Consider the following 24,393-nt stretch of genomic DNA (forward strand, 5'->3'; position numbering starts at 1 on the left):
CCGGGTCAGTTGCGCACAGTCTGAATCAAAAACACTGTGTCCAACTGACCCGCCCAATCAGCCACGACTCAGTCGTCGCGGCAGACCGTGCCCTTCGCCGGCAAGTCACCCGCCACCAAGTAGCGCGTCACCGCGTCGTCGACACAGCTCGAGCGGCCCGAGTACGACGCCGCGTGGCCCTGCCCATCGAGCGTGAGCAGTCGCGCGCCAAGTTCGTCGGCGAGCACCTTCGCGTACTGGAACGGAGTCGCGTGGTCACCCGTGATGCCGATGACGAGAATCGGATCCGCACCCTTCGCGGTGAACTTATCCGTAATGTCGAGACCGCTCTCGGGCAGTGTGTAGCAGGAGAGATCCACAAACGGCGCGAGCGTTTCGTCGTTGATCTCGGGGCCGCCCAGCAGCTTCGGCATGCCGACCTTGTCGATGTGCTTAAGCAGACCCGGTACGTCGGGCTCTATCGGGAAGGAGTGGCAGGTGACAATATTCATCGCGAGGTCTACGCCGGAATCGTCACCCGAGAATGACTCGCCGATGGTGTCGATGGCCTTCTGATTGCCAAACAGCGCGAGCGCAATGGTGTCGAGGGTTCGCCCGCGCTCAAAGTGGCTTTCGTACAGTGCGTTGGTCAGGTAACTCTGCAGCATCTGGCCGTTGATCTCGGTGCCGTCGCTCGCGACCAGCGGCTTGGCATCGAGCTCGTTCAGCACTCGGATCAACGATTCTTCGTCGGTAAACGGACAGACCTCAACCTCACCCTTGTACTCCGTGCGGCAAGCCGTGGCGAGCGCCACGGTGGCATTTGAGATCGCAACCTGCTGATCGAAGTTGTGGATCAGGCTCGCCCACTGCGCGTCCTCAGCGCTATCGAGCACCATGCGCCCGGCACGCTCAGGGAAGAGTGTGGTGTAGGTCGCCCCGAGCATGGTGCCGTACGAGTAGCCGATGTAGTTCAGCACACTGTCACCGCTGAGGTGCCGCAGCAACTCCATGTCGCGCGCCACCTGCGAGGTGCCCATTGTGTGGGTCAGCGGATTCTTGGCGATGCACTCGCCAAGTTGCACTGCCGGGATCTCGGAGCCCGCCCCATCGCAGTCGATCGGGGTGCTGCGGCCGATTCCGCGCGGATCAAACCCGAGCAGGTCGTAGTCGGCCACCACGTCTTCAAACCCGGGTGCCATTGCCATGCCCAGCATGAAGTCGACGCCGGTCGCCCCTGGACCGCCAGGGTTGCCGAGCAGGGTGCCCCGCGGGTTCTTGCCGGTAGATGGGATATGCACGACCGAGAGGTCGATCGTCTCGCTGATCGAGGGGTCTTCCCAGTCAAAAGGAGCCTTGATGAAGGCGCAGGTGATCCCGCTCACATCAATGCCCGCCTCGTCGAGAGCCTCGGCCGTGCCGTCGTCGAGCCCGTCCTCTTCGTCACAGCTGGTCCACTTGATGTTCTGCTTGTACAGGGCAGCGAAGTCACGCGCCTGCTGCGCACTGGCGTTCTCGCCTGCGGAGGTGGCGTGATCCGCGCCAGCGCTGAGCGACCCGCACCCACTCAACAGCAGCGCCAGCACTGCCGCGGAGGCAACCAGCGACGAGGCACGAGCGGCCCGTTTCGCCGCTGCAGGTCTGCGTTGAGGTCTCATGCTCCAATGCTAGGGGTGGCCACCGACATCGGTCAGGTCGCCGACCGTTTCTTCAACCCCAATCCGTTGATACGCTTACTGAACCCTCCGATCGAAAGAGCCTCGTGTCACGTTCTCCCGCCGCAGCCCCGCGAGACGTCGTGCGCTGGGTGCGCGCGATTCTGGTTGTCTTCGGACTGCTCGGCATCGGCTTTGGCAGCTGGCTGAGCCGGCTTCCCTCGGTGCGGGATCACCTCGGAGCAAGCACACTCGAGATGAGCATCTTTGGGCTAGCGCTCGCGCTCGGCTCGCTCAGCGGTCTCGTCTTCTCAGGGCGCACGGTTTCGCGACTCGGCCCCAGGCAAGCCCTCGCGTTCTGCGTCATCGTGCAGGGCGTCGCGCTGCCCACGGCCGGAATGCTGTTTTGGGTTGGTGCTATCGTTCCGGCCGTTATCTGCCTCGCGCTGTACGGGTTCTCGTTCAGCACCGCCGACGTCGCCATGAATGTGAGCGCGGCCGAAGCGGAGCGCGCGATCCGCAAACCCCAAATGTCACTGTTTCACGCGGCCTACAGCCTCGGCAGCGTGACCGCCATGGGACTGGGCGCGCTCGCAGAGGCGGCAAAGATCCCGGTTCCGTTCCACCTGATTATCGTGTTTGTGGTGATCGTTGGCGGAGTGCTGCTTGCCCTGAGATTTGTGCCGCGGGTGTCGCAGCTTGAGATGGCCGAGGATCATGGCGCGCAGGATCCACACGCGAGCGTTCACACCGGACCAATCCCGGTGATCCAGACCGCACCATCGGTCCCCCGAAACTACAGCCCGTGGCGCGATCCGCGGATCCTCATCATCGGACTCATCGCGATGAGCATCAGCCTGGCCGAGGGCACGGCGAGCGACTGGCTACCGATTGCGCTCGCCGACGGGCGCGGGTTCTCGAACGAGAGCGCCGCCCTCACGCTCGGAGTGTTCTTCGTGTCAATGACGGGTGCCCGCATCGCCGGTTCGTGGTTGTTGACGCGTTTTGGCCGCGTGACAATCTTGCGGGGCGGAGCGGTGCTCACGATGCTCGGGATCGGCATGACCATCCTTATCCCCGCGAGCTGGGTCGCCGTCGTGGCTGCAGTGCTGTGGGGTGTCGGCTGCGCGTTCGGGTTTCCGATTGGTGTCTCTGCGGCGGCGGACCGCCCGGCGACCGCCATTCGCGACGTTGCTGCCGTCTCCGCGATCGCCTACACCGCGTACCTGCTCGGGCCAATGATGATCGGGTTCCTCGGTGAGCACTTCGGCCTGCTGAATGCGTTCTGGGCGCTCATCGTGTTCTCGGTGATTGTGGTGATCTTTGCGGGATGGGCGCGCGAGCCGGGGCGCGGATCCCGCGGTGTTGCCCCGCCGCTCCCGCGAACCGAGTAAACTACGACGGTGCGAATCGTTGTGGCTGACTGCTCTGTAGATTATGCGGGACGACTCTCCGCTCACCTTCCGCGCGCCAAGCGCGTGCTGATGCTGAAGAATGACGGCAGCATCCTGGTGCACTCCGATGGCGGCTCCTACAAGCCGCTGAACTGGATGAGCCCACCCTGCTCGCTCGCGACGCTCGAGCTGGACGAGGATCAGACCTCCGCCGGCATCGTTGAGGCGTGGCAGGTGACCCACAAGAAGACCGCCGACAAGCTTGTTGTGTCGCTGTTTGAGGTGTTCCACGACAGCTCGCACGATCTCGGAGTCGATCCCGGGCTTATCAAGGACGGCGTTGAGGCCCACCTGCAGGAGCTACTTGCCGAACAGATCGAGCGCGTTGGCGATGGCCACACCCTCGTGCGCCGCGAATACATGACGGCAATCGGCCCGGTTGACATCCTCGCGCGCGACGCCTCGGGAACATCCGTGGCCATCGAAATCAAGCGTCGCGGCGGCATCGACGGCGTCGAGCAGCTCACCCGATACCTCGAGCTCATGAACCGCGACCCAAAACTCGCTCCCGTGCAGGGCGTCTTCGCGGCGCAGGAGATCAAACCTCAGGCCCGCACCCTGGCAGAGGATCGCGGGATCCGCTGCCTGATCCTCGACTACGACGAGATGCGCGGCATGGAAGATAAAAACACGCTGTTCTGACCGAGGTTCTCCCGCGAGAAGCCATCAATTCGTCGAGAGGCCACCCTCTACGATGACTTTTCGACGAAATCATGGCTTCTCAGCGGGGCCCGGGAGTGGCACAATTGCCCCATGTCTACCAACAGAGTTCAGGCACCCGACATCACGCCCGGCGAGAAGATCAAAGGCCCTGCCTCCTACTTTCCGAGCATCACCGAGAAGTACGGGGAGCCGATTCAGCACTGGCTCGACATCGCGGCCGACGAGGTCTCGAAGGGCAAGCGGCACTCCGAGGTTGTCACCATGCTGAAAGAAACCTACGGCATGGGTCACGGGCACGCCAACGCGGTGGTTGGGTACGTGCGGGCGAAGCTCGAACCCTAAGCGCCCCTGCGCGCAACCGCTTCAAGCGTCTCAAGCAGGATTCGCGCCGAGCGATCCCACGAGAACGTCTTACTGTGATCTGAGCCGCGCGCCACAATTTCGGCCAGGATCTCAGGATCAGCCAGCTGTCGCACCTTCATGGCAAAGTCGCCCGGGTTAGTGGTCTCGAAGTAGAGGGCCCCACCCGCGGCTACCTCGTGGAAGATCGGCAGGTCACTCACCACAACAGGAACACCGTGCGTCAGCGCCTCGGCGAGCGGCAGGCCGTAGCCCTCGTCTTTGCTCGCGGTGACGAGGATCGCGTTGTCTTGCAGCAGCCGCTCGTACTCTTCGTCGCTCACACCCTCGTGGAACACAACCCGCGCCCCCAGCGGCACAAGCGCCGTGAGCTCGGCCTTGCGCTGCGGGGAAATGCGACTGAGCAGGTGCAGCGTGTGGTCTGGCAAAAACGCCATTCCCCGAATGAGAGTTTCTACATTTTTGTAAGGCATGAACGAACCCATGTAGACGAGGTTCGTGGGCCCGGAAGGCGCAGTGGTAGCGACGGTCTGCCGATCCGCCCCGAGCTTTGGCGCGTTGGGGATCACCACGATGGGTCGCTTGGTTAGCCGTACCCGTTCGAACTCGCGCTTGCTCGTTTCGCTGACAGTCGCGACCACATCGGCGGCGTTGAGTGTGAGGCGCTGCGGCCAGTAGCTGAGGTGGAAGATACGCCAACCCAGTCGGATCGGCCAGGCCAACTCGCGGGGCGGGGTGCGGTGCCGGTAGTAAATGGTGTCGTGCAGGGTGAGGATCAACCCGAAGCGTCGCCCTGCCGCGCCCATTGTCTGCATCGGAGAGAACACGGCGTCGGGCTTGTAGCGGTTCAGGATCCGCGCGGTCCAGGGCTCCTTCACCGAGGTGGGGGCGTGGATCTTCAGGCAGTCTGCGCCCGCGGGAAGCGAGGCGCGCTGCGCCTCGTCGTGAATCAGAAAGGTGACCGGCGTGAGCTGAGAGAGCGCGGCGGCGAGCTCCGCCGAGTAACGGCTGATGCCGTCGTGAAAGTCGACTCGTATGTAGCGCGCATCAAACAAGACCTTCACGATGATCAAGCCTACGGCCTACCGCTGACATTGACCTTCAGTCAAGGCAGGATCCTGCACGGCTACTCGGGCACATCGACAATGTCTCCGTTGCGCGGCATCGAACCCGCAAGGGTAAACGGCACGGCACGGGCACGGCCCACGTCGCGCCCGTCAATAACCTGCAGGTGAAGGTGTGGCTCGGTGCTGTTGCCCGAGTTTCCGCAGCGGCCGAGCACATCGCCGATCCGCAGCGCTTGCCCCGGTCGCACCAGAACGCTTCCCCGCTGCAGATGGCACAGCGCTACGACATTTCCCTTGCTCTCGATCAGCACATGGTTTCCGGCGAGCGCGATCCACCCGGCCCGGGCCCGGCGCCGCTGAGTGAGTGCGTATGCCACCGAGGGCAGCCCCCGATACGCGGCGTGATCAGCCTCGGTATCGTGCACGGCCACAACAACCCCTTCAACGGGCGCCAGCACCGCACGCCCGAAACCACCAAACCGCTCTGGCGGCTCGGGGCGCAGGAACGACCGGAGGGTCACCGGCGCTGAGCGCCCAGCCTCGTCTACCGGAACAAAATCAATCGCGTACGAAGTGGCGAACAGGGTTGTGCCATGACTGGGCACCCGGTTCGCGGGGCTGTTTTGCGTGAGCCAGCGCCCGCGAAACGGGTACGCCAGGTCGATTGAGGCAGCCATACACTCCCCCCTCTCAGTCCTCAATTGGATCAGCAAGGGCCTCAGGGTTGCCCGACTCCGCGACTGCACGCAGCGCGTGCTCGAGTACACGAAGATCCTCTATTGTCTCCACAGATTCAACTTTGCCCCACGCAATTGTGAGGAACTGAAAGACCGTGTTTTCGTAGCGCTGACCACCGGGGAGCGCACCGCTCACGAGAGATCGCACGGCAACTCGGGTTCTTCTCGGGCCGCCATTAACAAGCACATCTTGAACGGCAAAGTGCATTCCAGGCAGCAAACGAAAGACACGCTGCCACCACAGCAGCATCGATGCTCTGCTTGTGCGGCGCCCGCCGAGCGCATGCTGACCATGAAACCGATACTCGAAAGAGTCGGCAAGGCCGTCAACCATCGTCATGTAGTCGCCCTCGTTAATCCTGTCGAACGTGTCGCGCAGCCTCGCCCTTACGATCCGTTTGTACATGCGCTCGCTCCCAAGATCCATCATTCGTACATTTACGTTACTATTAGTAACACTATGTCGAACACGGGACGCCCTCGCAAGAGCGCGACAGAGGGTGCCATTGTGAATGCTGTCGCTGAGCTCGTGATCGAGCGCGGATACGCGCGAGTCACAGTCGACGAGGTTGTTGCGCGTGCGGGAACGAACAAACCCGCGTTTTATCGCCGCTTTCGCGACCTTGCAGCTGTCGTGCCACACATATTGGCTTCCCGGCACGGCACCGACGAAGACATCGATACGGGGTCCCTGGTTGAGGACCTCATCGAAGTGCAACGTCGGCAGCTACGGCTCTTCACTGACCCGGTTGTGACAAGCGGGTTTGCCGGGTGGATCGCTGAGGTTCAAGCTCATCCGACGGATGGAGAATCGTTTCTCGCCGAATACCTCCTCCCCCGCCGCTCCTTTACTTCGGTCATTCTGGACCGCGCTGTGCAGCGGGGTGAGATTGCTCCGGGAGCAGATCCGGCCTGGATCGCAGACCTGCTCACCGGACCACTTCTCATACGCGTGATGTTGCCCGGCCTCCCGCCGATCGACGTTGCGCTCATCACCAACACCGTCAATGCGGCCCTCGATGCTCTCGGCTACTCCGGCGACCGCTCGTGCATCACCGACGAGGGCTAGTCACCCTCCGGGTCCTCCGGTGCCTCGACCACGTTGTAAATCACGGCGGGTTTGCCTGCAACGGTGTCAAAGACCAGGGTAACGCTGAGGCGATCCTTGCTCAGCGCGTAGGTCTTGCGCTCGCCGACGGTCGAGTCGTCAAACACCCTAAATCCGGCGTCCTTGAGTTTGTCGAGAGCCGCCTGCTGTTCCTCCTTATTAGAAACAGTCAGCGAGAACGACCACTGGCCCTCCCCCTCAACCGCGTTCGAAACGGCGCCTGACTCAACGGCAACCGGAGCAGGCAGCCCCTTCGGCAAACCGCTCGGCCGAGCTTCTTGACCGGCGCACCCGGCGAGGCCAACCAGCAGCAGTCCGGTCGCCACCCAAATCGTCGTGTTACGTAAAATCTTCACTTCTTCCCCCATGAGTCACTATAAATGGGATGGGCCGCCGCCTACGTGCGTAAGCGGCGGCCCATCGGCATCTTCGGAGCGTTAGCCCAGCGAACGAATCGCTAGACAGCCGTCTCCTCGGCATTGCGGCGACGCTTGCTCACCACGAGGATCATCCCCGCACCAAGCAGCAGCACACCTGCACCCAGCGGGAACCACAGGGCTCCACCGGTTACTGCCAGTTCGATTGCCGACTTCTCGACGAGCACCTCGAAGGTGTCCTTGACCGAGCCGCTGAAGGGCCCGGTCAGGGTGACCGAGTGCTCACCGATCTCGAGATCCGCCGGCACGGTGAAGGTGAACGTAACTTCACCGTTCGCGTCTGCAACCTGGGTACCGAGGTCGACAGGAGTCGAGCGCAACACACCGGTTACCTTCTCGCCGGGCTGGAAACCGTAGCCGTACGCGGTCTGGGTTTCCCCAGCACGCAGGCTCGGCACCTCAAGCACCATCGAGACCTTGCCAACGCGGATCGTGACCGACCCGGAGACGTTGCCAGCAGGATCCTTGGTCTCGACCGAGATCGAGTCGCCGGGCTTCTGCTTCGGGTTCAAAACGGTCTCGAAGCGGCAGTCGTCGCCGGCGACAGCCTCGCCGATCACGTTGCCGTCAGCGTCGCGCACTGTCACTGTGGAGCCGGGCTCCGCACAACCGGTTACCTTGTCGCCCTCGGAAGGATCAACAACCGGGGTTGAAGGAGCCTTCGTCTTGACCTTCACTGTCGCCTCCGACGAGTTACCCTCGGGGCTGGTGACGACGGCGCGAACGCTGTCCTTCTCCGTCAGCGGCACGTCCGGTGTGAACGTGAACCGACCGTTGGAGTCGATCACCACGGTGCCAGGAACCTGATTGCCCTTGCCATCCACAAACGTCAGCACGTGATCCGAAGAAATCGTGCCACCGGTGACGGTCTTGCCGTTCGACAGGTCGAGCTTCGGAGCGTCAGGCGCGGTCTTGTTGATGACAACCTTGCCGGGCTCCGAGGTGTTGCCCGAAGGATCGGTGATCACAACCTCAACCGTGTCTCCGTGGCCGGGGGCCGGCTTCGGGTCACAGCTGAACTTGCCGTCAGCACCAACGGTGGTCGTGCACAGCACGTTGCCGTCCTTGTCCTTGACCTCGACGTTCGAGCCAGGCTGGCCCTCACCCTTGATCGGCGTGCCGTTCGAGGGATCAACAACCGGGGCGTCAGGAGCGATCTGGTTGATGATGACCTCGCCGGGCTCCGAGGAGTTGCCGGAGGGATCGGTTACAACCACCTTGATGGTGTCGCCGTGGTTTGGCTTGGGATCCGGCACGCAGCTGAACTTGCCGTCAGCACCGACCGTGGTCGCGCACAGAACGTTGCCGTTCTGGTCAGTGACCTCAACCGTGGCTCCGGGCTCGCCCTTACCCTTGATGTTCGTGCCGTTCGACGGATCAACAACCGGCGCACCAGGTGCCTCGGTGTCAATCACAACGTCGCCGGGCTTGGAGGTGTTGCCTGAAGGATCAGTCACCACAACCTCGATCTTGTCACCGTTCTTGGGTGCGGGATCGGGTACGCAGCTGAACTTGCCGTCAGTACCAACGGTGGTCGAGCACAGAACGTTGCCGTCCTTGTCCTTGACCTCAACGTTCGAACCAGGCTGGCCCTCACCCGTGATCTTGTTACCGTTCGAAGGATCAACAACCGGCGCCTCAGGAGCAACCTGGTTGATGACAACCTCACCGGGCTCCGACGAGTTACCCGACGGATCGGTCACAACGACCTCGATCTTGTCGCCGTGGTTCGGCTTCGGATCCGGAACACAGATGAACTTACCGTCGTCACCAACGGTGGTCGAGCACAGAACGTTGCCGTCCTTGTCCTTGACCTCGACGTTCGAGCCAGGCTGGCCCTCACCGGTGATCTTGTTACCGTTCGAAGGATCAACAACCGGAGCCTCAGGAGCAACCTGGTTGATGACAACCTCACCGGGCTCCGAAGAGTTGCCGGAGGGATCGGTCACAACCACCTTGATGGTGTCGCCGTGGCCGGGCTTGGGATCCGGAACACAGATGAACTTACCGTCGTCACCAACGGTGGTCGAGCACAGAACGTTGCCGTCCTTGTCCTTGACCTCGACGTTCGAGCCAGGCTGGCCCTCACCGGTGATCTTGTTACCGTTCGAAGGATCAACAACCGGAGCCTCAGGAGCAACCTGGTTGATGACAACCTCACCGGGCTCCGAAGAGTTGCCGGAGGGATCGGTCACAACCACCTTGATGGTGTCGCCGTGGCCGGGCTTGGGATCCGGAACACAGCTGAACTTGCCGTCGTCACCAACGGTGGTCGTGCACAGCACGTTCCCGTTGCCGTCCGTGACCTCAACCGTGGCTCCGGGCTCGCCCTCACCCTTGATGTTCGTGCCGTTCGAGGGATCAACAACCGGCGCCTCGGGAGCAACCGTGTCAATCACAATCGTCTCGGGAGCGGAGGTGTTGCCCTCCTTGTCGGTCAGCGTCACCGTGATGTTGTCGCCGTTCTTGGGAGCGGGATCGGGTACGCAGCTGAACTTGCCATCGGCGCCAACCGTGGTCTCGCACAGCACGTTGCCGTTGCCGTCCTTCACCACGACCTCGGAGCCGATCTGGCCCTCACCTGTGATCTTGGAACCGTTCGACGGATCAACAACCGGCGCCTCGGGAGCAACCTGGTTGATGACGACCGTGCCGGGCTCTGAGGTGTTGTTCGAGGGATCCGTCACAACAACAGTGATGGTGTCACCGTGGCTGGGTGTCGGGCTCGGAACACAGGAGAACTTGCCGTCAGCACCAACAGTTGCCTCACACAGGATCTCGCCGTTACCGTCGGTCACCTTGACTGTGGAGCCGGGCTCAGCCTTGCCCGAGATGGTCGAACCGTTCGACGGATCAACAACCGGGGCCTCGGGGGCCTCAGCGTCAACCACGATCTCGACCGGGTCAGACTCAAATCCGTTGCCGTCAACAGACGACACCTTCAGGGTCGTGCCGTCCTCGGTAACCGGAATGTTGACAACAAACTCGCCGTCTTCATTCACGGTCTCACGAGCAATCTCGTTGCCGTTCTGGTCGCGAACAATGATGGTTTCGCCGGGAACACCCGTGCCAACCACGGTCGATCCGTTTGCGTACTCGACAACCGGAGCACCCACCGCAACAAACTCAACTGACGCGGTGCCCGTGCCAGCCTCGGAGTTGACGGAGAAGGTGATGGTCGCCTTGCCTGCCTCAGAGGAGGTGATCGGAGCGGTGAAGGTGCCAGCGGCGCCGGCCTCAACCGTTCCGACAGCACCAACCGTGGACTCGATCTCAACGGTCGTTCCCGCGGGAGCATCCGTGATCGTGTTGCCGTAGGCGTCAACCAACTGCACAGTCGCGGTCGCGGCCGATACACCGTTCGCCTGCACCTTGGCCGGAGCCGCGGTGATGGTCGACGACGCTGCAGCGGGTGCCGCGGGAATGAACAGCGCGTTCGCGTTGCCCTCTGCGAGCACAGAATCTGCGCCCAGGGTCACCGTGATGGCCTTCGCGCCTGCGATCGTGGACGTGACCGTCGCAACATACACGCCGTCACTTGCCTCGGTAAAGCCGCTGAACACACCGGTTCCGATGTCAGCAACCGTCGCGGGCGTCAGCTGTGCAGCCTTGCCCGTGACCGGGTTTCCGAACTCGTCCTGCAGCAGAACACTGATCTGGTGCGATCCTGCACCCGCGACAACCTCATCGGTGGTCACGGCGAAGTGCGCCAGTTCGGTGTCAGTCAGTACGGGATCACCGGCGACGAACTCGGCAACCGTGTTCGCAGCGTCTGCCGCGTTCACTGAGTTACCGGCGAGCTTCACCGAGATGTCCTTCTTGCCAGCGGTCGTCGACGAGACAGTCATCGTGTACTCGCCCGCACCCGCCGTGAAGGTGTCAAACGAGACACCCGCAGCGGGATCCGCGGTGAACTCAAACGCGTTCGCCTTCAGACCCGAAACCGGGTTGCCGTCAGCGTCAGCTACGTTGACCGTTACCGTGTGTGAGCCCGTTCCGACCAGCTCAGCCTCTTCAGAAACCGAGTAATTGGTCTTCTCGTTCTCGACGGATGCACCACCGGCGGTGAACAACGCGATCGTGTTGCCGCGAGCCGTCACCTTGGTGCCGTCAAGCGTCACCACGATGGTCTTGGCACCCACTGTGGACGACGTTACCGTGGCAGCGTACGAGCCAGGCTCGCCGTCAACCGCAGCAAACTCGCCAACCGTAACGGTGTTGTCTGCGACTGCATCGCCGTCAACATCCTTCGTAGCCGCGGCCGCAAGGCCGAGCTCAGCGAGCTCGTCAGCCGACAGGATCGCCGGGTTGCCCAGGTTGTCAGCCAGCTTCACGGTGATCGTGTGCGAACCGCCCTCGATGGACTGCTCATCCTCAGTTACAGAGAAGCCGGAGTTCTGGCTGGTGGGATCAATCGCGCCTGCAACGAACTCGGCGGTCTTGTTGCCGTCGGTTTCGGTCAGTGCAATCTCGTCGTCAACAAAGAATGCCTTGATGGTCTTCTTGCCAACGAGTGACGAGGTAACGGTTGCCTCGTAGGTGCCCTCTTCGGTCTCGGTGAAGTCACTGATCGCGCCCTCGCCAAGATCGTCAGAGGTGGTGGCCTTTAGCCACTCAGCCTCGTCTGTAACCGGGTTGTCGTATTCGTCAGCGAGCACCACGGTAACCGTGTGCTCACCGGACACAACCGGCTTGGTGCCGGTTGAGACGTTGTACGTCGTCGCAATCGTGTTGCCAGGATCGGCTGCAGCCGCGTGGAACATGGCGTTGCCATTGCCCTCGAGGCGAACGTCTGCCCCGTCGAACTTCACTGTGATGGCCTTCGCGCCGCTCTTGGTTGAGGTCACCGAAGCGGTGTAGGTTCCAGCAACGGTCTGCGACTCGGTGAAGCCACCCAGCTCGCCGTCACCGAGATCACTCTCGGTTGCCGCTTCAAGAAGCTCTTCCTGTCCAGCAACGGGGTTGCCGTTTGCATCGGCCAGCAGCACCGTGATGGTGTGCGTGCCGGTGCCAACCAGCACCGAGTTCTCTGAAACGGAGTAGCTCGTCTCTTCCGACTCAGCGCTTGCTTCGTCAGCGATGAAGGTCGCGTTTGCGTTACCGGTCACTGGCAGCACACTCAGAGCGGTCGTGCCGTGCTTCACCGTAACCGGCTTCACACCGGCAACCGTGGAGGTGACAGTTGCGACATACACACCGTCGCTGCTCTCAGCGAAGCCGGTGACGTTACCGGAGCCCAGTTCAGCAACCGTTGCGGCGCTCAGCTGAGCGGCCTGGTTCTTCACCGGGTTGCCGAACTCATCCGCAAGCTTCACCGTGATGGTGTGCGCGCCCGAGCCAGCAACAATCTGCTCGCTCGACACGGTGTAGTTCACCAGGTTGGCATCGTTCAGCACCGGAGCACCAGCCACAAACTCAGCGGTCGCGGTTGCGTCCGTAGCAAGCTTGATGGCGTTTGCGCCGAGCGACACGGAGATGTCTTTCACACCAGCCGACTCCGACGACAGGGTCATCTTGTAGACGCCCGCACCGGCGGTGAAGGTGTCGAACGACACACCCGCAGCCGGGTCAGCGGCGAACACAAAGGCTTCCTGGGCAAGACCCGAAACCGGGTTGCCGTCGGCGTCGGTCACGTTTACGGTCACCTCGTGCGAGCCGGAACCAACCTGAGCTGTTCCGGTCGACACAGCGTAGTTGGTGCCAGCGTTTTCGGTCGACGGACCGCCAGCGCTAAACGAAGCAACCTTGTTGCCCGTCGAGGTGACATCGTTACCGTCGAGTGTGACGGCGATAGTCTTGTCGCCAACCTTCGTCGAGGTGACGGTCGCCGCGTAGCTACCCGGCTCACCTTCAACTTCAAGGAAGGATCCAACGGTTACTCCAGCGGAAGGTGTTGCCGTGCCAACAAGCTTTGCAAGCTCGGCTGCAAAAAGCGATACGGGGTTGCCGCGATCATCCGCAAGCTTCACCGTCACCTGGTGTGAGCCGCCCTCGATGGACTGCTCGTCTGTGGTGACCTCAAAGCCGGAGCCTTCGTTTGCAAGGTCAACGGGACCCGCAACGAACTTGGCGACGTCGAGTACCCCCTCGGCGTTCACAACAACGCCATCAACCTTCACCGTGATGGTGTTGTCGCCAACGGTGTCTGAGGTGATGGTCGCCTCGTAGGTTCCGGGAGTGGTGCCTGACTCAGCGAACGCACCAATCTCTGCGCCAGCAGAAGCGGTTGCCGCAAACTTGTTCGCGGGCATGCCGGTTACGGCGTTGCCGTACTGGTCAGCAAGCTTCACGGTAACCGTGTGCTTGCCTGTAACGATCGCTTCCTTACCACCCGACACAGCAAATGATGCCGCTGCATTGCTCGGGTCAACCGGACCCGCGTGGAACACGGCGTTTCCGTTGCCCTCAAGACGCAGTGCGGTCTCGTCAAGCGTGGCCTCAATGGCCTTCGCACCGGTCTTGGTTGATTTCACCTTCGCGGTGTAGGTACCAGCAACCGTCGACGACTCGGTGAAGTCGCTGATCGATCCTGTTCCCAGATCATCCGCAGTCGTTGCCTCAAGGAGTTCTTCCTTGCCAGCAACAGGGTTGCCCTTCGCATCAGCGAGCGTCACCGTGACGGTGTTCTCGCCGGTGCCAACAAGCTGCGACGCGTCAGACACGGTGTACTTTGTGCCAGCAGCTGCGGGATCAGTGTTGCCCGCGACAAACTTCACTTTCGCCGTTGCGGGAGCAACTGAACCGTTCATCTTCAGACCAACGGTCGCGTTCCCAGCGACGGACGAGGTGAGCGTTGCCGTGTAGGTGCCGTTCTGGTTATCAACGACGTCGCTCAGCTCGCCGAGGTCAGTGGTCAGCTCAACGGCTGCGCCACCAATGTTCACACGGGTGCCACCTGCGGTGAACGCGGTCACCGTGATGGTCGACGCGGCTGAGCCGTCAGCTGTTACGGTCGCGGGTGCTGCCCCGAGCTGAGCCTTAGTGGCAGAGCCGGTCTCCAGCACGTTGACTACGGCGGGGTCACCGCAGCCCACACCCGCCGCACACGGGGTCTGGTTGATGGCTGAGGTACCAACACTCGATACCTGCGCGGTCTTTGTGCCGATCGTTGCGGCCTTCGCCACGATGTTGATGGAGGCACTGCCGCCGTTTGCGACCGTGCCGACGGTCCAGGTGCCGGAGGCGGAATCGTACGATCCGTCACCGTTCGAGCTGACATAGGTCATGCCAGCGGGAAGCTGGAATGTGGCCGTCGAATCAGCTGCATCGTAGGGGCCGCTGTTCGCGAGCGACAGCGTGTAGGTCACGTCCTGTCCGATGCCCGCAGTTGCCGGTGCCACAGACACCGAAGGTGCCATGTTCACGATCGCGAGATTGTCCGAGTAGCTCACGTACGACGTCACCGTGGCAGACTGCGTCGGCGAAACCGTCGCGTCCCAGGCAACGCTGAACGCGTTATCCATAATGGTTGAGCAGTCGTTGTTCACTGTCGGTGGATTCTGGTCGAGCGTGCACTTGTCCACGTACGGTTTGCCCGCCAGGGGTGAAAGGAGCGCGTTCCTCGTGCCACCGACACCACCGGCCACCATCATCGAACCCGGAGTACTCGGAATCAGCGAGATTCGCTGCGAGTCAACGGTCTTGGAGATGCACTGGGCGACTCGGCCGGCCTCAATGTTGGCGCGTCCGCTGTCCCCACCCGATCCGAAGAAGCAGTCGCCCCACTGGCCGATCTGCATGTTAAAGGTCTTCGAGGAACTGGGGTGCACAGAAAGTGTGATGTCGTTGCGGACGTAGTCGGTGCCAGCAACGTGGCTGATCTTCTGCGTCTGCTTGAGGTTGGAGTAGGTGCCGCCGAAGTTATTGACCGACTTCATCCAGAATGGATCCGCGACCGTACCGGTGCCACCCACCGTCATGCGAGTTTCGTTAGGGAAAGGTGCGCCGGTGGGGAACCCCATGGCCGTGCCGGTGTCCAGATCCACAATCATGGGGTAGGAGTTGCCGGTGCCGTAGAACGCTTTACCGAGCGTGCGGTGCGTGACCTGCATGCTGCCGCCCTGGCTCAGTTCAACGCTTGACAGCGGGAGGGGGTAATCGAGCGCAATCTTGCTCATCGTGGTGGCGTTACCCACGGTCACCTTGCTCACAGCGGAGGCGGATTGCGCGTCCATGAGTCCGGAAAAACCGGAGAAGCCGACTACTGCGGCTGTCACCAGAGCGAAGGCGCGGAACCATTTGGCCCGACCCTCAACTCTGTTCGTTGAGCGGCTTTTGGCCACCCAACTTGTACTTTGTTGCGTGTTAATTTCTTTCAACTCCTTACCCAATGGGTGATCGAAGCGGAACCGAGTGTTCAGCAGGAAGGTGGACGGAAACCCCGCGCTCAAAAATGCGCAGAAGGTTTCCCTTCACTTACTTGAGATACATCGGCTTTGCCGGAAATGATGCGCACAGTGAAAAATCTTCGTGGCGCTTACAGGACCTTCGGAACAAACGCTTCAACGAGGCGCCCTGCACGAAAAACGCTACCCTAGGAAGCAAAAGAAGCCCACCCCACTGAGGGAATTCACATGAAAACCCCCGGGGTGTATCAGATTCAGCCCGTTGTCAGGCGGATCCGCGATATTGGTTGAAGTAACCGCGCCAGAGAGCCGGTCATCTCGGTCACGCTTTTAGAGCTTTTCGATATTTTTCGAGTTCGGCGTCATACCTTCACCCCGGGATGGATCTCTGCAAGTATGGCCGGTTTTAGCTTTCTGCCGGATGGGGGAACCTCCGGCCCGGGCACATTCAGGGGGGATACCTATATGCCAAACACACAAAGTGATGCGCCGCTCATGAGCGACGAGGAGATACTCAAGCGCGCTCGAAATGGCGACCGTGAGGCACACTCTCTTCTGTGGTCGCGCCACAGCAAGGCAGGTTTGTACGCGGCTAGATCGTTCTCGAGCACCTTCGACCCGGAGGATCTCGTAGCGGAGGCATACGCGCGTATCTATCGCGCCATGCAAACAGGATCTGGCCCGACCACTCATTTCCGCCCGTACTTGGTGACGACCATCAAAAATGTCGCACGGCGCTGGAGCCAGAACAAACGAGACTCGACCACCGAGAACTTCGAGGAGCTTCTCGAGTCCGAGACAATCGAGGATTTTGCAGACAGTTCCATCGACAAGACTGTGCTGCTTCAGGCGTTCAAGTCGCTCCCCGAGCGCTGGCAGCAGGTGCTCTGGGAAGTAGAGGTCGAAGATAGAGAACCGCGGGAACTGTATAAGACGCTCGGTCTCAGCCCGAACTCGGCAGCCGCGCTGACCTACCGCGCACGCGAGGGTCTCAAACTGGCCTGGATCGACGCGCACCTTGATCTTCATCCTCCAGCTCCTCGATGCAAAAACGTGGTGAAACAGCTTGCTGCGTTCGAGCGGGGCACCCTCTCCGCCAAAACACGCGCAAAAGTAGAGGCCCATCTTGAGACGTGCGTATCCTGCAGAGGCGCCCAGACAGAAGCCCACTTTGTCGCTGGCCATCTGAAGTCCGCCCTGCTTGTGACTATTTTCGCCGGCGGGTTTGCGGTGCCCGCCACATTTTCAGCGCTGTCGCTCGTGGCCCCCTCTGCCGCGCACGCGACCGGGGGTGGACTCGCACAGGGTATGGCCGCCTCGCTCGAGAGCGGCAAAGCCGCTCTGCAGCAGGTGCTTGGATTCTCCCCCAAGATCGCGGTTGGGCTCGTCACAGCTACCGCCCTGGTTTCGGGTGGCGCGATCCTCGCATCAAATTTTCCGACGACAACCTCGGGCCCGAATGCTGAAGAGGTCACCGCGGGTTCACAGGGCTCTGCGGCAAAAACTGACACCGATCCAGAAACCAATTCAGGCACGGGTCAGCTCGTTGGATCTTCAACGAACAATAGGGACGCGTCGACAACACCCGATGCAGGAGCCACTCAGACGAGTGAGAGTGAAGCAGACAGCATGTTGGCCGCACCCAGTTTCAACCTGCCCCACGGCAATATCCTCAACGGGGCTGACGCCGTGATCAGTGGAACGGCTCTTCCCGGCGCTCTGGTCACGCTGTATATCTCCGGCGACAAGACCCCACACGCCGTAGAAACCGTGCGGGTCAACGAGGCCGGCGGCTGGGCCCATGCACTCAGCAATCCGCAAGAGGGAGCCCTCGTCGCTCGTGCGTATCAATCAAGCGCAACCGGCCAGCGTTCACCCCTCAGCACCTCCCAGTACTCGGTCACCTGGAACGCACCTGCGAGCGCACCCGTCATCGATTCGGTTGACACAGCTGATGGCACCCTCGCCCCCGTCGTCTCTGGAACTGGCGAGCCCGGAAATATTGTGGAACTCACCCTCAACAGCGTGACGACCACAAAGCGCGTGGACAGCGAGGGCAAGTGGACAGCCCAGATCAACGGGGGATTGCTTCTCGGCCAGAACGCCCTCACGGCGACGCAACGACCCTCTCAATCACGCCAGCAATCTGCGAGCACCAAGCCACAGCAGTTCGAGCTGAAAGCACCCTCCGCCAGCATCTCGCTCGAGCCCGAAGACCACATTGATGTCGTCCTGACGTCTACTCCAGATCACCACGTACTCATCACGGGCGAAGCGGAACGTTTTGCCCACACGGTGTCACCGACAACCGGTCTCGACTCCATCAGGCTCTTTTCAGAGCGGCTTGTCGCGTCAGCGACGACCTCAAAAGGACTCACCCTGCGCTACATCTCCGAAGACGGCGAACGTTCTGGAGTCGGTGTAACAGAGAAAATCAGTGTCTAGTCCAAAGGTTGAACCCAGCTACGCAGCTCGAGCGAGGCGCTCCCGCAGCGCCGTCTGATCGACGGGCAAGGCTGCAAGTAGCGTGGCGGCAGGATCAGGATCGCGCCGGTCAATAATCGCGAGCAGCATGTGGCGCGGGGTGATCGTGCGCGACTTTTCGGCCGTCGCGTGCACGAGGGTTCGTTTCAGCACTTCTTTTGCACCCGTGGTCATGCGCGCGGCTCGCTTGCCGATTGGCGCGCGCCCCGAAAGCTGTACCTCACCAACCGAGAGCCCGATTGCTGCGAGCGCATCGCGGTCGAGCTGATCGGCGGCGGCTTGGGCGGTCGCGGCGTCAGTGCCGACCCACCCGGCAATCTCGTCGTTCTGCAACAGCGCAAGAAGCAGGTGGTCAGACGCGATCCGCCGATCCCCGCGGCGCTCTGCCTCGTAGAGAGCGTCCTCAACCACAGCCCTGGTTTCGCCAGCAAACTTCTCAAACATTTTTCTCCCGCTTTCCGTGTTTAGCGTGCACCGACTGCCGGGTCACTCCCAGCGCGTCACCGATCTCTTCCCACGACCACCCGGCGGCCCGCGCCTTGGCGACGTGCTCCACCTCAACTCGCTCAGCGAGGCGGTGCAGCGCCCCTACGGCACGCAGGCCGGTCGCGGGGTCGGCGGAGCGCACCTGCTCCATATCAAATTCAGTCATAGTGTCAGTTTGAACTGACACATTAGATTTGTCAAGCCAAACTGACGGTCTCGATGCCCGCGAGGATAAGATCAACTCCCCGAGCAAACGAGTCATCGAGGTCAAGCAGCTCGGGATCGGCCGGCTCCCCCAACGAAAGCAGCGCACCCAGCTCGGCAGCCTGCCGGTGCATCTGCGTCGACTGCGCCTGCCCGAAGGTGTAGAGCAGCAGGGTTCGAGCACCGTCTTCACCAACCAGCTCAGCGAGCCGCTCCTCAATAACCGACGCGCCCAACCGGAAGGCGGCGGCCGTCGCCACTACATCGGCCCCGTCTCGCACCGCCAGCATGGCACCACGCAGGGCGTGGCAAATACTCCGCGCACCCTGAACCGGGGGCGCCGCCACATCCGCCGCCGACACGTCAATGCCAGCAACAATCTCGTCCGCCATAAGCGCGAGCAGCGTCTGTTTGTTGGGCACGTGGTGGTAGAGCGCACTCGGCTGCACCTCAAGCTCGGCCGCGACGCGACGCATCGAGCAGTTTTCAAGCCCCTGCGAATCGAGTACACGAAGTGCCGCGGCGACGACGTCAGCTCGATTGTTGCGCATCACCCCAGCTTACCGCTAACCTGAACACCGTTCACCAGAACACTGTTCAGGTTTGAGCGTAATCCGTCCACAACCCGGGAGACACCTTGTCAATCACCGAGATCGCCACTGCACCACGCCGACGAAGCACCGCCACCGACGTCGCACTGATCGCCACGTTCACCGCACTCATCGCGGTGTGCGCCCTTCTCCCCGCCTTCCCCGTCGGACCGGTACCGATCACGCTTCAAACTTTCGCGGTGAGCCTCAGCGGCGCCGTGCTCGGCGCAAAGCGCGGGATTCTTGCAGCGCTGTTGTACCTCGTGCTTGGGGCCGCGGGTCTCCCCATTTTCTCCGGCGGCAGCGCCGGCCTTGCACCATTCGCGGGCCCGACCGTTGGGTACCTCATTGCTTTCCCGTTCGCAGCCGGGCTCGCCGGGTTCCTCGTCGAGCGACTGCCCCGCCGCCGCATCGCAACCAGCATCCCGCTCATTTTCCTCGCGGTGATTGCCGCAAACGCGGTGTTCATTCACACCCTCGGGCCGCTCGGTCTCGCCTGGCGTGCCGACATGAGCATTGGTGCCGCGTTCGCGTTCGATCTCACCTTCTGGCCCGGAGACATTATCAAGACACTCCTCGTCGCGCTTGTGGCGACAGCCGTGCACCGCGCGTTCCCGGCGCTGCTGCCGCCCCGTCGTCGCACTAACAGTGAGCTAAAATCACCTCGTGATTGAACTGCGAGAGGCCACCGTCGCCGTCCCGTCTGCGGACGGCGACGTCACGATCCTGCACCCCACCAGCCTCTCGCTCACCGAACCGCGCATCTCAATCATCGGTGGCAACGGTTCGGGCAAGTCAACCCTGGCGCGATTGTTCAACGGGCTCATAGAGCCGAGTAGCGGCAGCGTGACGGTTCGGGCAGGCAAGAGGGGCGCGGATCCGCAGCCCCTAGACACCCGTCGCGACGGGGCCGCGGTGCGACGCAGCGTTGGGTTTGTCTTCACAGACCCCTCGGCCCAGCTCATCATGCCGACCGTCATCGAAGATGTCTCACTATCGCTGCGCCGCCAGTACCGCGACAAACAGGAGCGGCACGCGGCAGCCCTGACCGCACTCGAGCGGTTTGGGCTGCACCACCTCGCCGACAACAGCGTACACAGCCTCTCCGGGGGCCAAAAGCAGATGCTCGCGATCACCTCGGTGCTCGCGACCGACCCCGCGATCCTCGTCGCCGACGAACCCACCACCCTGCTTGACCTGCGCAACTCGCGTCTGGTTGGAGACCTGCTGATGTCGCTCCCCCAGCAGGTGTGTGTGGTCACCCACGACCTCGACCTCGCGGCGCGGGCCGATCGCACACTGGTGGTCGAGGGGGGTCGTGTTGTGTTCGACGGCGCTCCCGGCGAGGCCATCGCGCACTACCGAGCGCTGGCATGAGAAACGTCAACCCGCTCGGCAGTTATCTGCCAGGATCCGGCCCGCTGCACCGCCTGCGCCCCGGCGCCAAGCTGCTCGGCCTCTTTGTCTTTGCAATTGTTGTGGTGTGGGTGCCGGGTGCGCTCAGTGCGGCGGTGGCACTCGGGATCGCCGCCCTGCTCGGGGTTCTCGCCGGGCTCAGGGGCCGCGACTTCTGGAGGGTCGCTCGCAGGTTCCTGCTGATCGCGGTGCCGCTGTTTGTGTTCACCACGATCAGCGACGTGCTGTCACTCACGCAGGGAAGCGGTGGGATCGGGGCCGCCTCGATCGACGTGTGGCTGCAGGGGGCCTCACGCGGCTTCGCGGTAGTGGGGGATCTCTTTGCGCTGATTCTGGCGGCGAGTGCACTCACCGCTAGCACCGCGCTCGAAGACATGCTCGACACCATCACGTGGTTGCTGCGGCCACTGCGCAGGGTTGGCATTCCCACCGAGCAGGTCAGTCTTGCCTTTTCGCTCGTCATCACGGCGATCCCGAACATTCTTGGCATCGCTCGCGAGAGTCACGATGCCGCCAAAGCCCGCGGGCTTGAGCGCAGCACCAGGGCCCTCGTGGTGCCACTGGTCATTCGCACCGTGGCACACGCGCAGCTGACCGGCGAGGCGCTGGCCGCTCGGGGCCTGGGCGAAGACGAAGGGTGACGTTGCTCTTTCAAGCAGACGCGTGTTGTAAGCTGCGTCCACCCCCACTCTGGAAGAGATTCGATGGTTTCACAACCAAAGCATTACGGCCCGTTGACGTTCGCCGATGGTTTCTTGCTGATCGGTGATCCGCTTGGTGCGCACGCACGAATCACGCAGGAAGGCATCTCGTCGTTCGAACAGAACAACCTGATTGAGGAGTTTGAATGGGCTGCCGTGGGTAGCGTCCAGCTCACTCTCGCACAGAGCCAGTTCCGCTACACGGCGCAGGCCTGGGATCTCTTGGCCGCAGTGATCGCCCTGATTTCTGCTGAGAACCCCACCCTTTCGCCGTCAGATCACGGAACATTGTCCGTGGGTGTCGCGGGAGAAAACAAGCAGATTGCCGTCGGAATGCCTCGCCTCGGAACCTACTGGGCTAAAGAGGTCAACTCTGTACAACGGTTTCTCGATCACATGCTCAACTCCCCCGAAGAGAGGGAACTCATCGACTCACCAGATAGCCTCCGCGATTGGCTGCGCGAGGCGACACGCTCAGCGTCTTGACCGTGTCGCCAGCGCACAAGATCACTTTCGCGATTCTAAACGGGCAATTCTCTTCAGTAACTTTTGACGTTGTCGGTTGAGCCTTCCGAAAGAAAGGAGCCCTCGAGCCACAGACCGCCCATTTTCAACGAGCGGCGGCAATCCACGCTGAGCAAGCTCAGCCTCGACCCGTTCGGTTCCTTCACCCTCGAACATTTCGATCACCCTCTGAGTCTCCGCCGCTTCCTCTGAGTTAAAGGGGTGCCTCTCAAGCGCAGCATCAATCTTTTCGAGCTGAGCCTCAAGCTCTGAGCGAGTTGAACGAAACATCAACGCCCTACTTCCCGAAAATGCAAGCGACCGCGCCGCGCCCAAACGCGGCTGCAATTGAACCTGGTGTGCCGAGCGCAGCAATTCTCACAATCTCCGGCCCCCTAATTCCGACACCGAGAAGACACCGGAATACCCAGGGGGCGATCCAAATGGGATCAGCCGTCACCGGATATACAACACTGGAGGAGTCGGTGTGATGAACGATCTGAGTAAGAGTGCTTCCGTTAACCTCGTATTCTGTTTGCACGTCTTTCCCAGCAGCGTCCTTGGCCCAGGGTGCCGCTACCAGCATTTCAATTTCGCCATCGACACCAAAAATTGCTGGAAGGCCTTCATCTGTCAGTGCCAGCTTTTGGCCCTCAGAAAGCGTCAGCGGATAGTCGTAACGAGTTGGAGCGTCTTCGTTTGCGATTGTGGTGAGCATCTGGACGCCGTAATCCGCGACAACGACCGTGTTTGCGCTGTTGGACCCCAGATAGGTGACGGCACCCTCTTCAACGACTCCCGCGCTATCGGATTTCGACGCGTTGGGCAGGCCGATCAACACTCCCGACCCGTCTTCGTCAAGAATCGAGACCCCTTCGGCTGCGTTGACGGGAATGTCAACCACTCCGTCTCCCAAAAAAGTTTCGCCAAGAGGCGAGCCACTATCGGCAGCCGGGGTGGCAACAAGATGACCTAACTCGCTCAGCGAATCGGTCACCACTGATTCAGTCAGTGTGTTTTCTGCAGCCTCGTTGGCCCAGGCAGCCGGGCCAACAGTCAAGCTAGCAAGGCTCACTGCCGCCACCGTGGCCACCGAAACCACACGCATAACGCGAGGTCTTTGGATTGTTACTCTCATTTGAGTCTTCCGATTCTTTCGATCGATTCACCTACACCGGTGCCAAGCAACCGGGCACTAGTGCAATGTGCTGCGAGGACGATCCCCGCTGCCATCAATCTGGCCGAAAGGAAGAACCAGCAATACAGCCATTTGTCGAGCCTTGGGGCGCCAAAAGTACACGTCTCGTCAATCTAGCTCTGCGAGTTACCCCACATGCAACGAGGTTTTAGAGTGAGACTGTGCCGTTCCGAACCGCAGCAATAAGCACCTGCACCCGGTCACGGACCTCCCACTTTTGCATGACCCTACGCAGATTCGATTTGACCGTAGCCTCAGCGATGTGCAATTCGGCAGCTATTTCTAGGTTGGATTTACCCTGTGCCAACTTTTCGACGATCGAGGTCTCGCGCGCCGTTAGCGGTTCGCGCCGCGAGAAAGCTCCCTCTTCTCCATCTCGCTGCACAGTCGCCACAAGCTCGCGTGTGACTTGCGGTGACAACACTGAGCGCCCTTCGTGCACCTCAAGAATCGCCTGTATGACGGCCGCGGGCGGCGTATCTTTCACCAAGTAACCTGTGGCACCGGCCTTCAAAGCAGAAACTATGTGCCGTTCGGTCAAGAAGCTGGTGATGGCAATAACCCGAATGTTGGGCATCTGGGTGACGATGTTTCGTGTCGCCTCAATGCCATCCATTTGCGGCATTTGAATGTCCATAAGCACTATGTCGGGTGACTGTGCGGCACACTGCCGAACCGCATCCAGCCCTGTAGTCGCCTCCCCGACAACTTCCATTTGAGCTGAACTCTCAACAAAGATTCGCAGCGCGTGCCTCACCAGCTCTTCGTCATCGGCTATGAGGACCCGTATGCTTCGCACCGCTTCAGTCTACACATGGCGACTACTGAAAAATTAGTTCAAAAGTTGCTAGCAAACGCAATCGTACGAACCTAACAAATGCGCCACGTCCGTGTGATTCTTGAGTAGCTCGATCTCGCCCGAGTGCCACACACACGAAAGGAGCAATGCCCGTGATCTCATGGATCTGTCGCGCAGCCCGCCTCTGCCGCTAGTTTGAACTCTCA

Annotated in this window: 20 protein-coding genes; 9 read left to right on the forward strand and 11 right to left on the reverse strand. The window is 61.4% G+C overall.

The features are described 5' to 3' along the window. Positions 1 to 68 precede the first annotated feature (68 nt). Positions 69 to 1,637: an alpha/beta hydrolase gene (locus tag G7068_RS08415; RefSeq protein WP_166291078.1), complete on the reverse strand. Its 1,569-nt coding sequence runs from the start codon at positions 1,635 to 1,637 to the stop codon at positions 69 to 71. Positions 1,638 to 1,741: 104 nt separating this feature from the next. Here G7068_RS08415 and G7068_RS08420 point away from each other — a divergent pair, with 104 nt between their 5' ends. The 3 genes from G7068_RS08420 (at position 1,742) to G7068_RS08430 (ending at position 4,093) form a co-directional block, all read left to right on the forward strand. Then, complete coding sequence (locus tag G7068_RS08420) at positions 1,742 to 3,028, forward strand: MFS transporter (RefSeq protein WP_166291080.1); 1,287 nt, start codon at positions 1,742 to 1,744, stop codon at positions 3,026 to 3,028. 9 nt (positions 3,029 to 3,037) lie between these two features. Then, positions 3,038 to 3,730, forward strand: a complete 693-nt coding sequence (nucS, locus tag G7068_RS08425) for an endonuclease NucS (protein ID WP_166291082.1) — start codon at positions 3,038 to 3,040, stop codon at positions 3,728 to 3,730. A gap of 111 nt (positions 3,731 to 3,841) precedes the next feature. After that, the gene (locus G7068_RS08430; RefSeq protein ID WP_166291084.1) at positions 3,842 to 4,093 is read left to right on the forward strand and encodes a DUF4287 domain-containing protein; all 252 of its coding nucleotides are present in this window, start codon (positions 3,842 to 3,844) and stop codon (positions 4,091 to 4,093) included. On the opposite strand, the gene G7068_RS08435 is transcribed toward G7068_RS08430, so the two are convergent. From G7068_RS08435 to G7068_RS08445, 3 genes are all read right to left on the reverse strand, one after another. Continuing rightward, the gene (locus tag G7068_RS08435; RefSeq protein WP_166291086.1) at positions 4,090 to 5,175 is read right to left on the reverse strand and encodes a glycosyltransferase family 4 protein; all 1,086 of its coding nucleotides are present in this window, start codon (positions 5,173 to 5,175) and stop codon (positions 4,090 to 4,092) included. The genes G7068_RS08430 and G7068_RS08435 overlap by 4 nt on opposite strands. Before the next feature lie 62 nt (positions 5,176 to 5,237). Next, positions 5,238 to 5,855, reverse strand: a complete 618-nt coding sequence (locus G7068_RS08440) for a M23 family metallopeptidase (RefSeq protein WP_166291088.1) — start codon at positions 5,853 to 5,855, stop codon at positions 5,238 to 5,240. Positions 5,856 to 5,868: 13 nt separating this feature from the next. Next, on the reverse strand, positions 5,869 to 6,321 hold the full coding sequence (locus tag G7068_RS08445) for a nuclear transport factor 2 family protein (RefSeq protein WP_166291090.1): 453 nt from the start codon (positions 6,319 to 6,321) through the stop codon (positions 5,869 to 5,871). Between the two features lie 54 nt (positions 6,322 to 6,375). Here G7068_RS08445 and G7068_RS08450 point away from each other — a divergent pair, with 54 nt between their 5' ends. Further along, positions 6,376 to 6,984, forward strand: a complete 609-nt coding sequence (locus tag G7068_RS08450) for a TetR/AcrR family transcriptional regulator (protein ID WP_166291092.1) — start codon at positions 6,376 to 6,378, stop codon at positions 6,982 to 6,984. On the opposite strand, the gene G7068_RS08455 is transcribed toward G7068_RS08450, so the two are convergent. Together G7068_RS08455 and G7068_RS08460 are read right to left on the reverse strand one after the other, a co-directional pair. Continuing rightward, entirely contained in the window at positions 6,981 to 7,379 is a 399-nt protein-coding gene (locus tag G7068_RS08455; protein ID WP_166291094.1) for a hypothetical protein, read from the reverse strand. The genes G7068_RS08450 and G7068_RS08455 overlap by 4 nt on opposite strands. A gap of 101 nt (positions 7,380 to 7,480) precedes the next feature. Continuing rightward, positions 7,481 to 15,676, reverse strand: coding sequence for an Ig-like domain-containing protein (locus G7068_RS08460; protein WP_166291096.1), 8,196 nt, complete (start codon positions 15,674 to 15,676; stop codon positions 7,481 to 7,483). Between the two features lie 594 nt (positions 15,677 to 16,270). Between G7068_RS08460 and G7068_RS08465 the strand changes: the two genes are divergently transcribed. Then, a complete protein-coding gene (locus tag G7068_RS08465) occupies positions 16,271 to 18,250 on the forward strand; it encodes a sigma-70 family RNA polymerase sigma factor (protein WP_166291098.1) in 1,980 nt (659 codons plus the stop codon). Between the two features lie 18 nt (positions 18,251 to 18,268). Here the strand turns inward: G7068_RS08465 and G7068_RS08470 are convergent, their stop codons facing one another. From G7068_RS08470 to G7068_RS08480, 3 genes are read right to left on the reverse strand one after another with little or no spacing between them, the layout of a single operon-like run. Then, positions 18,269 to 18,733, reverse strand: coding sequence for a Clp protease N-terminal domain-containing protein (locus G7068_RS08470; RefSeq protein ID WP_166291101.1), 465 nt, complete (start codon positions 18,731 to 18,733; stop codon positions 18,269 to 18,271). Then, positions 18,726 to 18,941: a helix-turn-helix domain-containing protein gene (locus G7068_RS08475; protein ID WP_166291103.1), complete on the reverse strand. Its 216-nt coding sequence runs from the start codon at positions 18,939 to 18,941 to the stop codon at positions 18,726 to 18,728. The genes G7068_RS08470 and G7068_RS08475 overlap by 8 nt, the downstream gene beginning before the upstream one ends. Positions 18,942 to 18,972: 31 nt before the next feature. Further along, on the reverse strand, positions 18,973 to 19,530 hold the full coding sequence (locus G7068_RS08480) for a TetR family transcriptional regulator (RefSeq protein ID WP_166291106.1): 558 nt from the start codon (positions 19,528 to 19,530) through the stop codon (positions 18,973 to 18,975). An 86-nt stretch (positions 19,531 to 19,616) separates the two neighbouring features. On the opposite strand from G7068_RS08480, the gene G7068_RS08485 reads away from it, so the two are divergent. The 4 genes from G7068_RS08485 (at position 19,617) to G7068_RS08500 (ending at position 22,172) form a co-directional block, all read left to right on the forward strand. Then, positions 19,617 to 20,243 (forward strand): biotin transporter BioY, encoded by a 627-nt coding sequence (locus G7068_RS08485; protein ID WP_244304394.1) that lies wholly within the window; start codon positions 19,617 to 19,619, stop codon positions 20,241 to 20,243. Next, positions 20,236 to 20,946: an energy-coupling factor ABC transporter ATP-binding protein gene (locus G7068_RS08490; RefSeq protein ID WP_166291108.1), complete on the forward strand. Its 711-nt coding sequence runs from the start codon at positions 20,236 to 20,238 to the stop codon at positions 20,944 to 20,946. Before G7068_RS08485 ends, G7068_RS08490 begins: the two co-directional genes overlap by 8 nt. Beyond that, positions 20,943 to 21,626, forward strand: a complete 684-nt coding sequence (locus G7068_RS08495) for an energy-coupling factor transporter transmembrane component T family protein (RefSeq protein ID WP_166291111.1) — start codon at positions 20,943 to 20,945, stop codon at positions 21,624 to 21,626. Before G7068_RS08490 ends, G7068_RS08495 begins: the two co-directional genes overlap by 4 nt. 63 nt (positions 21,627 to 21,689) lie before the next feature. Next, complete coding sequence (locus G7068_RS08500) at positions 21,690 to 22,172, forward strand: hypothetical protein (RefSeq protein WP_166291113.1); 483 nt, start codon at positions 21,690 to 21,692, stop codon at positions 22,170 to 22,172. 316 nt (positions 22,173 to 22,488) lie between these two features. Here G7068_RS08500 and G7068_RS08505 read toward each other — a convergent pair whose 3' ends face one another. Together G7068_RS08505 and G7068_RS08510 are read right to left on the reverse strand one after the other, a co-directional pair. Beyond that, positions 22,489 to 23,265 carry a hypothetical protein gene (locus G7068_RS08505; RefSeq protein ID WP_166291115.1) on the reverse strand — a complete coding sequence of 259 codons (777 nt, stop codon included), beginning with the start codon at positions 23,263 to 23,265 and terminating at the stop codon, positions 22,489 to 22,491. A 271-nt stretch (positions 23,266 to 23,536) separates the two neighbouring features. Then, positions 23,537 to 24,187 carry a response regulator gene (locus G7068_RS08510; RefSeq protein ID WP_244304396.1) on the reverse strand — a complete coding sequence of 217 codons (651 nt, stop codon included), beginning with the start codon at positions 24,185 to 24,187 and terminating at the stop codon, positions 23,537 to 23,539. Between the last annotated feature and the right edge of the window lie 206 nt (positions 24,188 to 24,393).

Origin of the sequence: Leucobacter viscericola (genome assembly GCF_011299575.1) — a bacterium.
Classification (GTDB): Bacteria; Actinomycetota; Actinomycetes; order Actinomycetales; family Microbacteriaceae; genus Leucobacter; species Leucobacter viscericola.

What these genes read in the sequence shown, in the direction of transcription:
- G7068_RS08415 (WP_166291078.1), bottom strand. Translation starts at nt 1,637, where the DNA reads ATGAGACCTCAACGCAGACCTGCAGCGGCGAAACGGGCCGCTCGTGCC.
- G7068_RS08465 (WP_166291098.1), top strand. Translation starts at nt 16,271, where the DNA reads ATGCCAAACACACAAAGTGATGCGCCGCTCATGAGCGACGAGGAGATA.
- G7068_RS08470 (WP_166291101.1), bottom strand. Translation starts at nt 18,733, where the DNA reads ATGTTTGAGAAGTTTGCTGGCGAAACCAGGGCTGTGGTTGAGGACGCT.
- G7068_RS08440 (WP_166291088.1), bottom strand. Translation starts at nt 5,855, where the DNA reads ATGGCTGCCTCAATCGACCTGGCGTACCCGTTTCGCGGGCGCTGGCTC.
- G7068_RS08480 (WP_166291106.1), bottom strand. Translation starts at nt 19,530, where the DNA reads ATGCGCAACAATCGAGCTGACGTCGTCGCCGCGGCACTTCGTGTACTC.
- G7068_RS08445 (WP_166291090.1), bottom strand. Translation starts at nt 6,321, where the DNA reads ATGTACAAACGGATCGTAAGGGCGAGGCTGCGCGACACGTTCGACAGG.
- G7068_RS08500 (WP_166291113.1), top strand. Translation starts at nt 21,690, where the DNA reads ATGGTTTCACAACCAAAGCATTACGGCCCGTTGACGTTCGCCGATGGT.
- G7068_RS08450 (WP_166291092.1), top strand. Translation starts at nt 6,376, where the DNA reads ATGTCGAACACGGGACGCCCTCGCAAGAGCGCGACAGAGGGTGCCATT.
- G7068_RS08430 (WP_166291084.1), top strand. Translation starts at nt 3,842, where the DNA reads ATGTCTACCAACAGAGTTCAGGCACCCGACATCACGCCCGGCGAGAAG.
- G7068_RS08495 (WP_166291111.1), top strand. Translation starts at nt 20,943, where the DNA reads ATGAGAAACGTCAACCCGCTCGGCAGTTATCTGCCAGGATCCGGCCCG.
- G7068_RS08475 (WP_166291103.1), bottom strand. Translation starts at nt 18,941, where the DNA reads ATGACTGAATTTGATATGGAGCAGGTGCGCTCCGCCGACCCCGCGACC.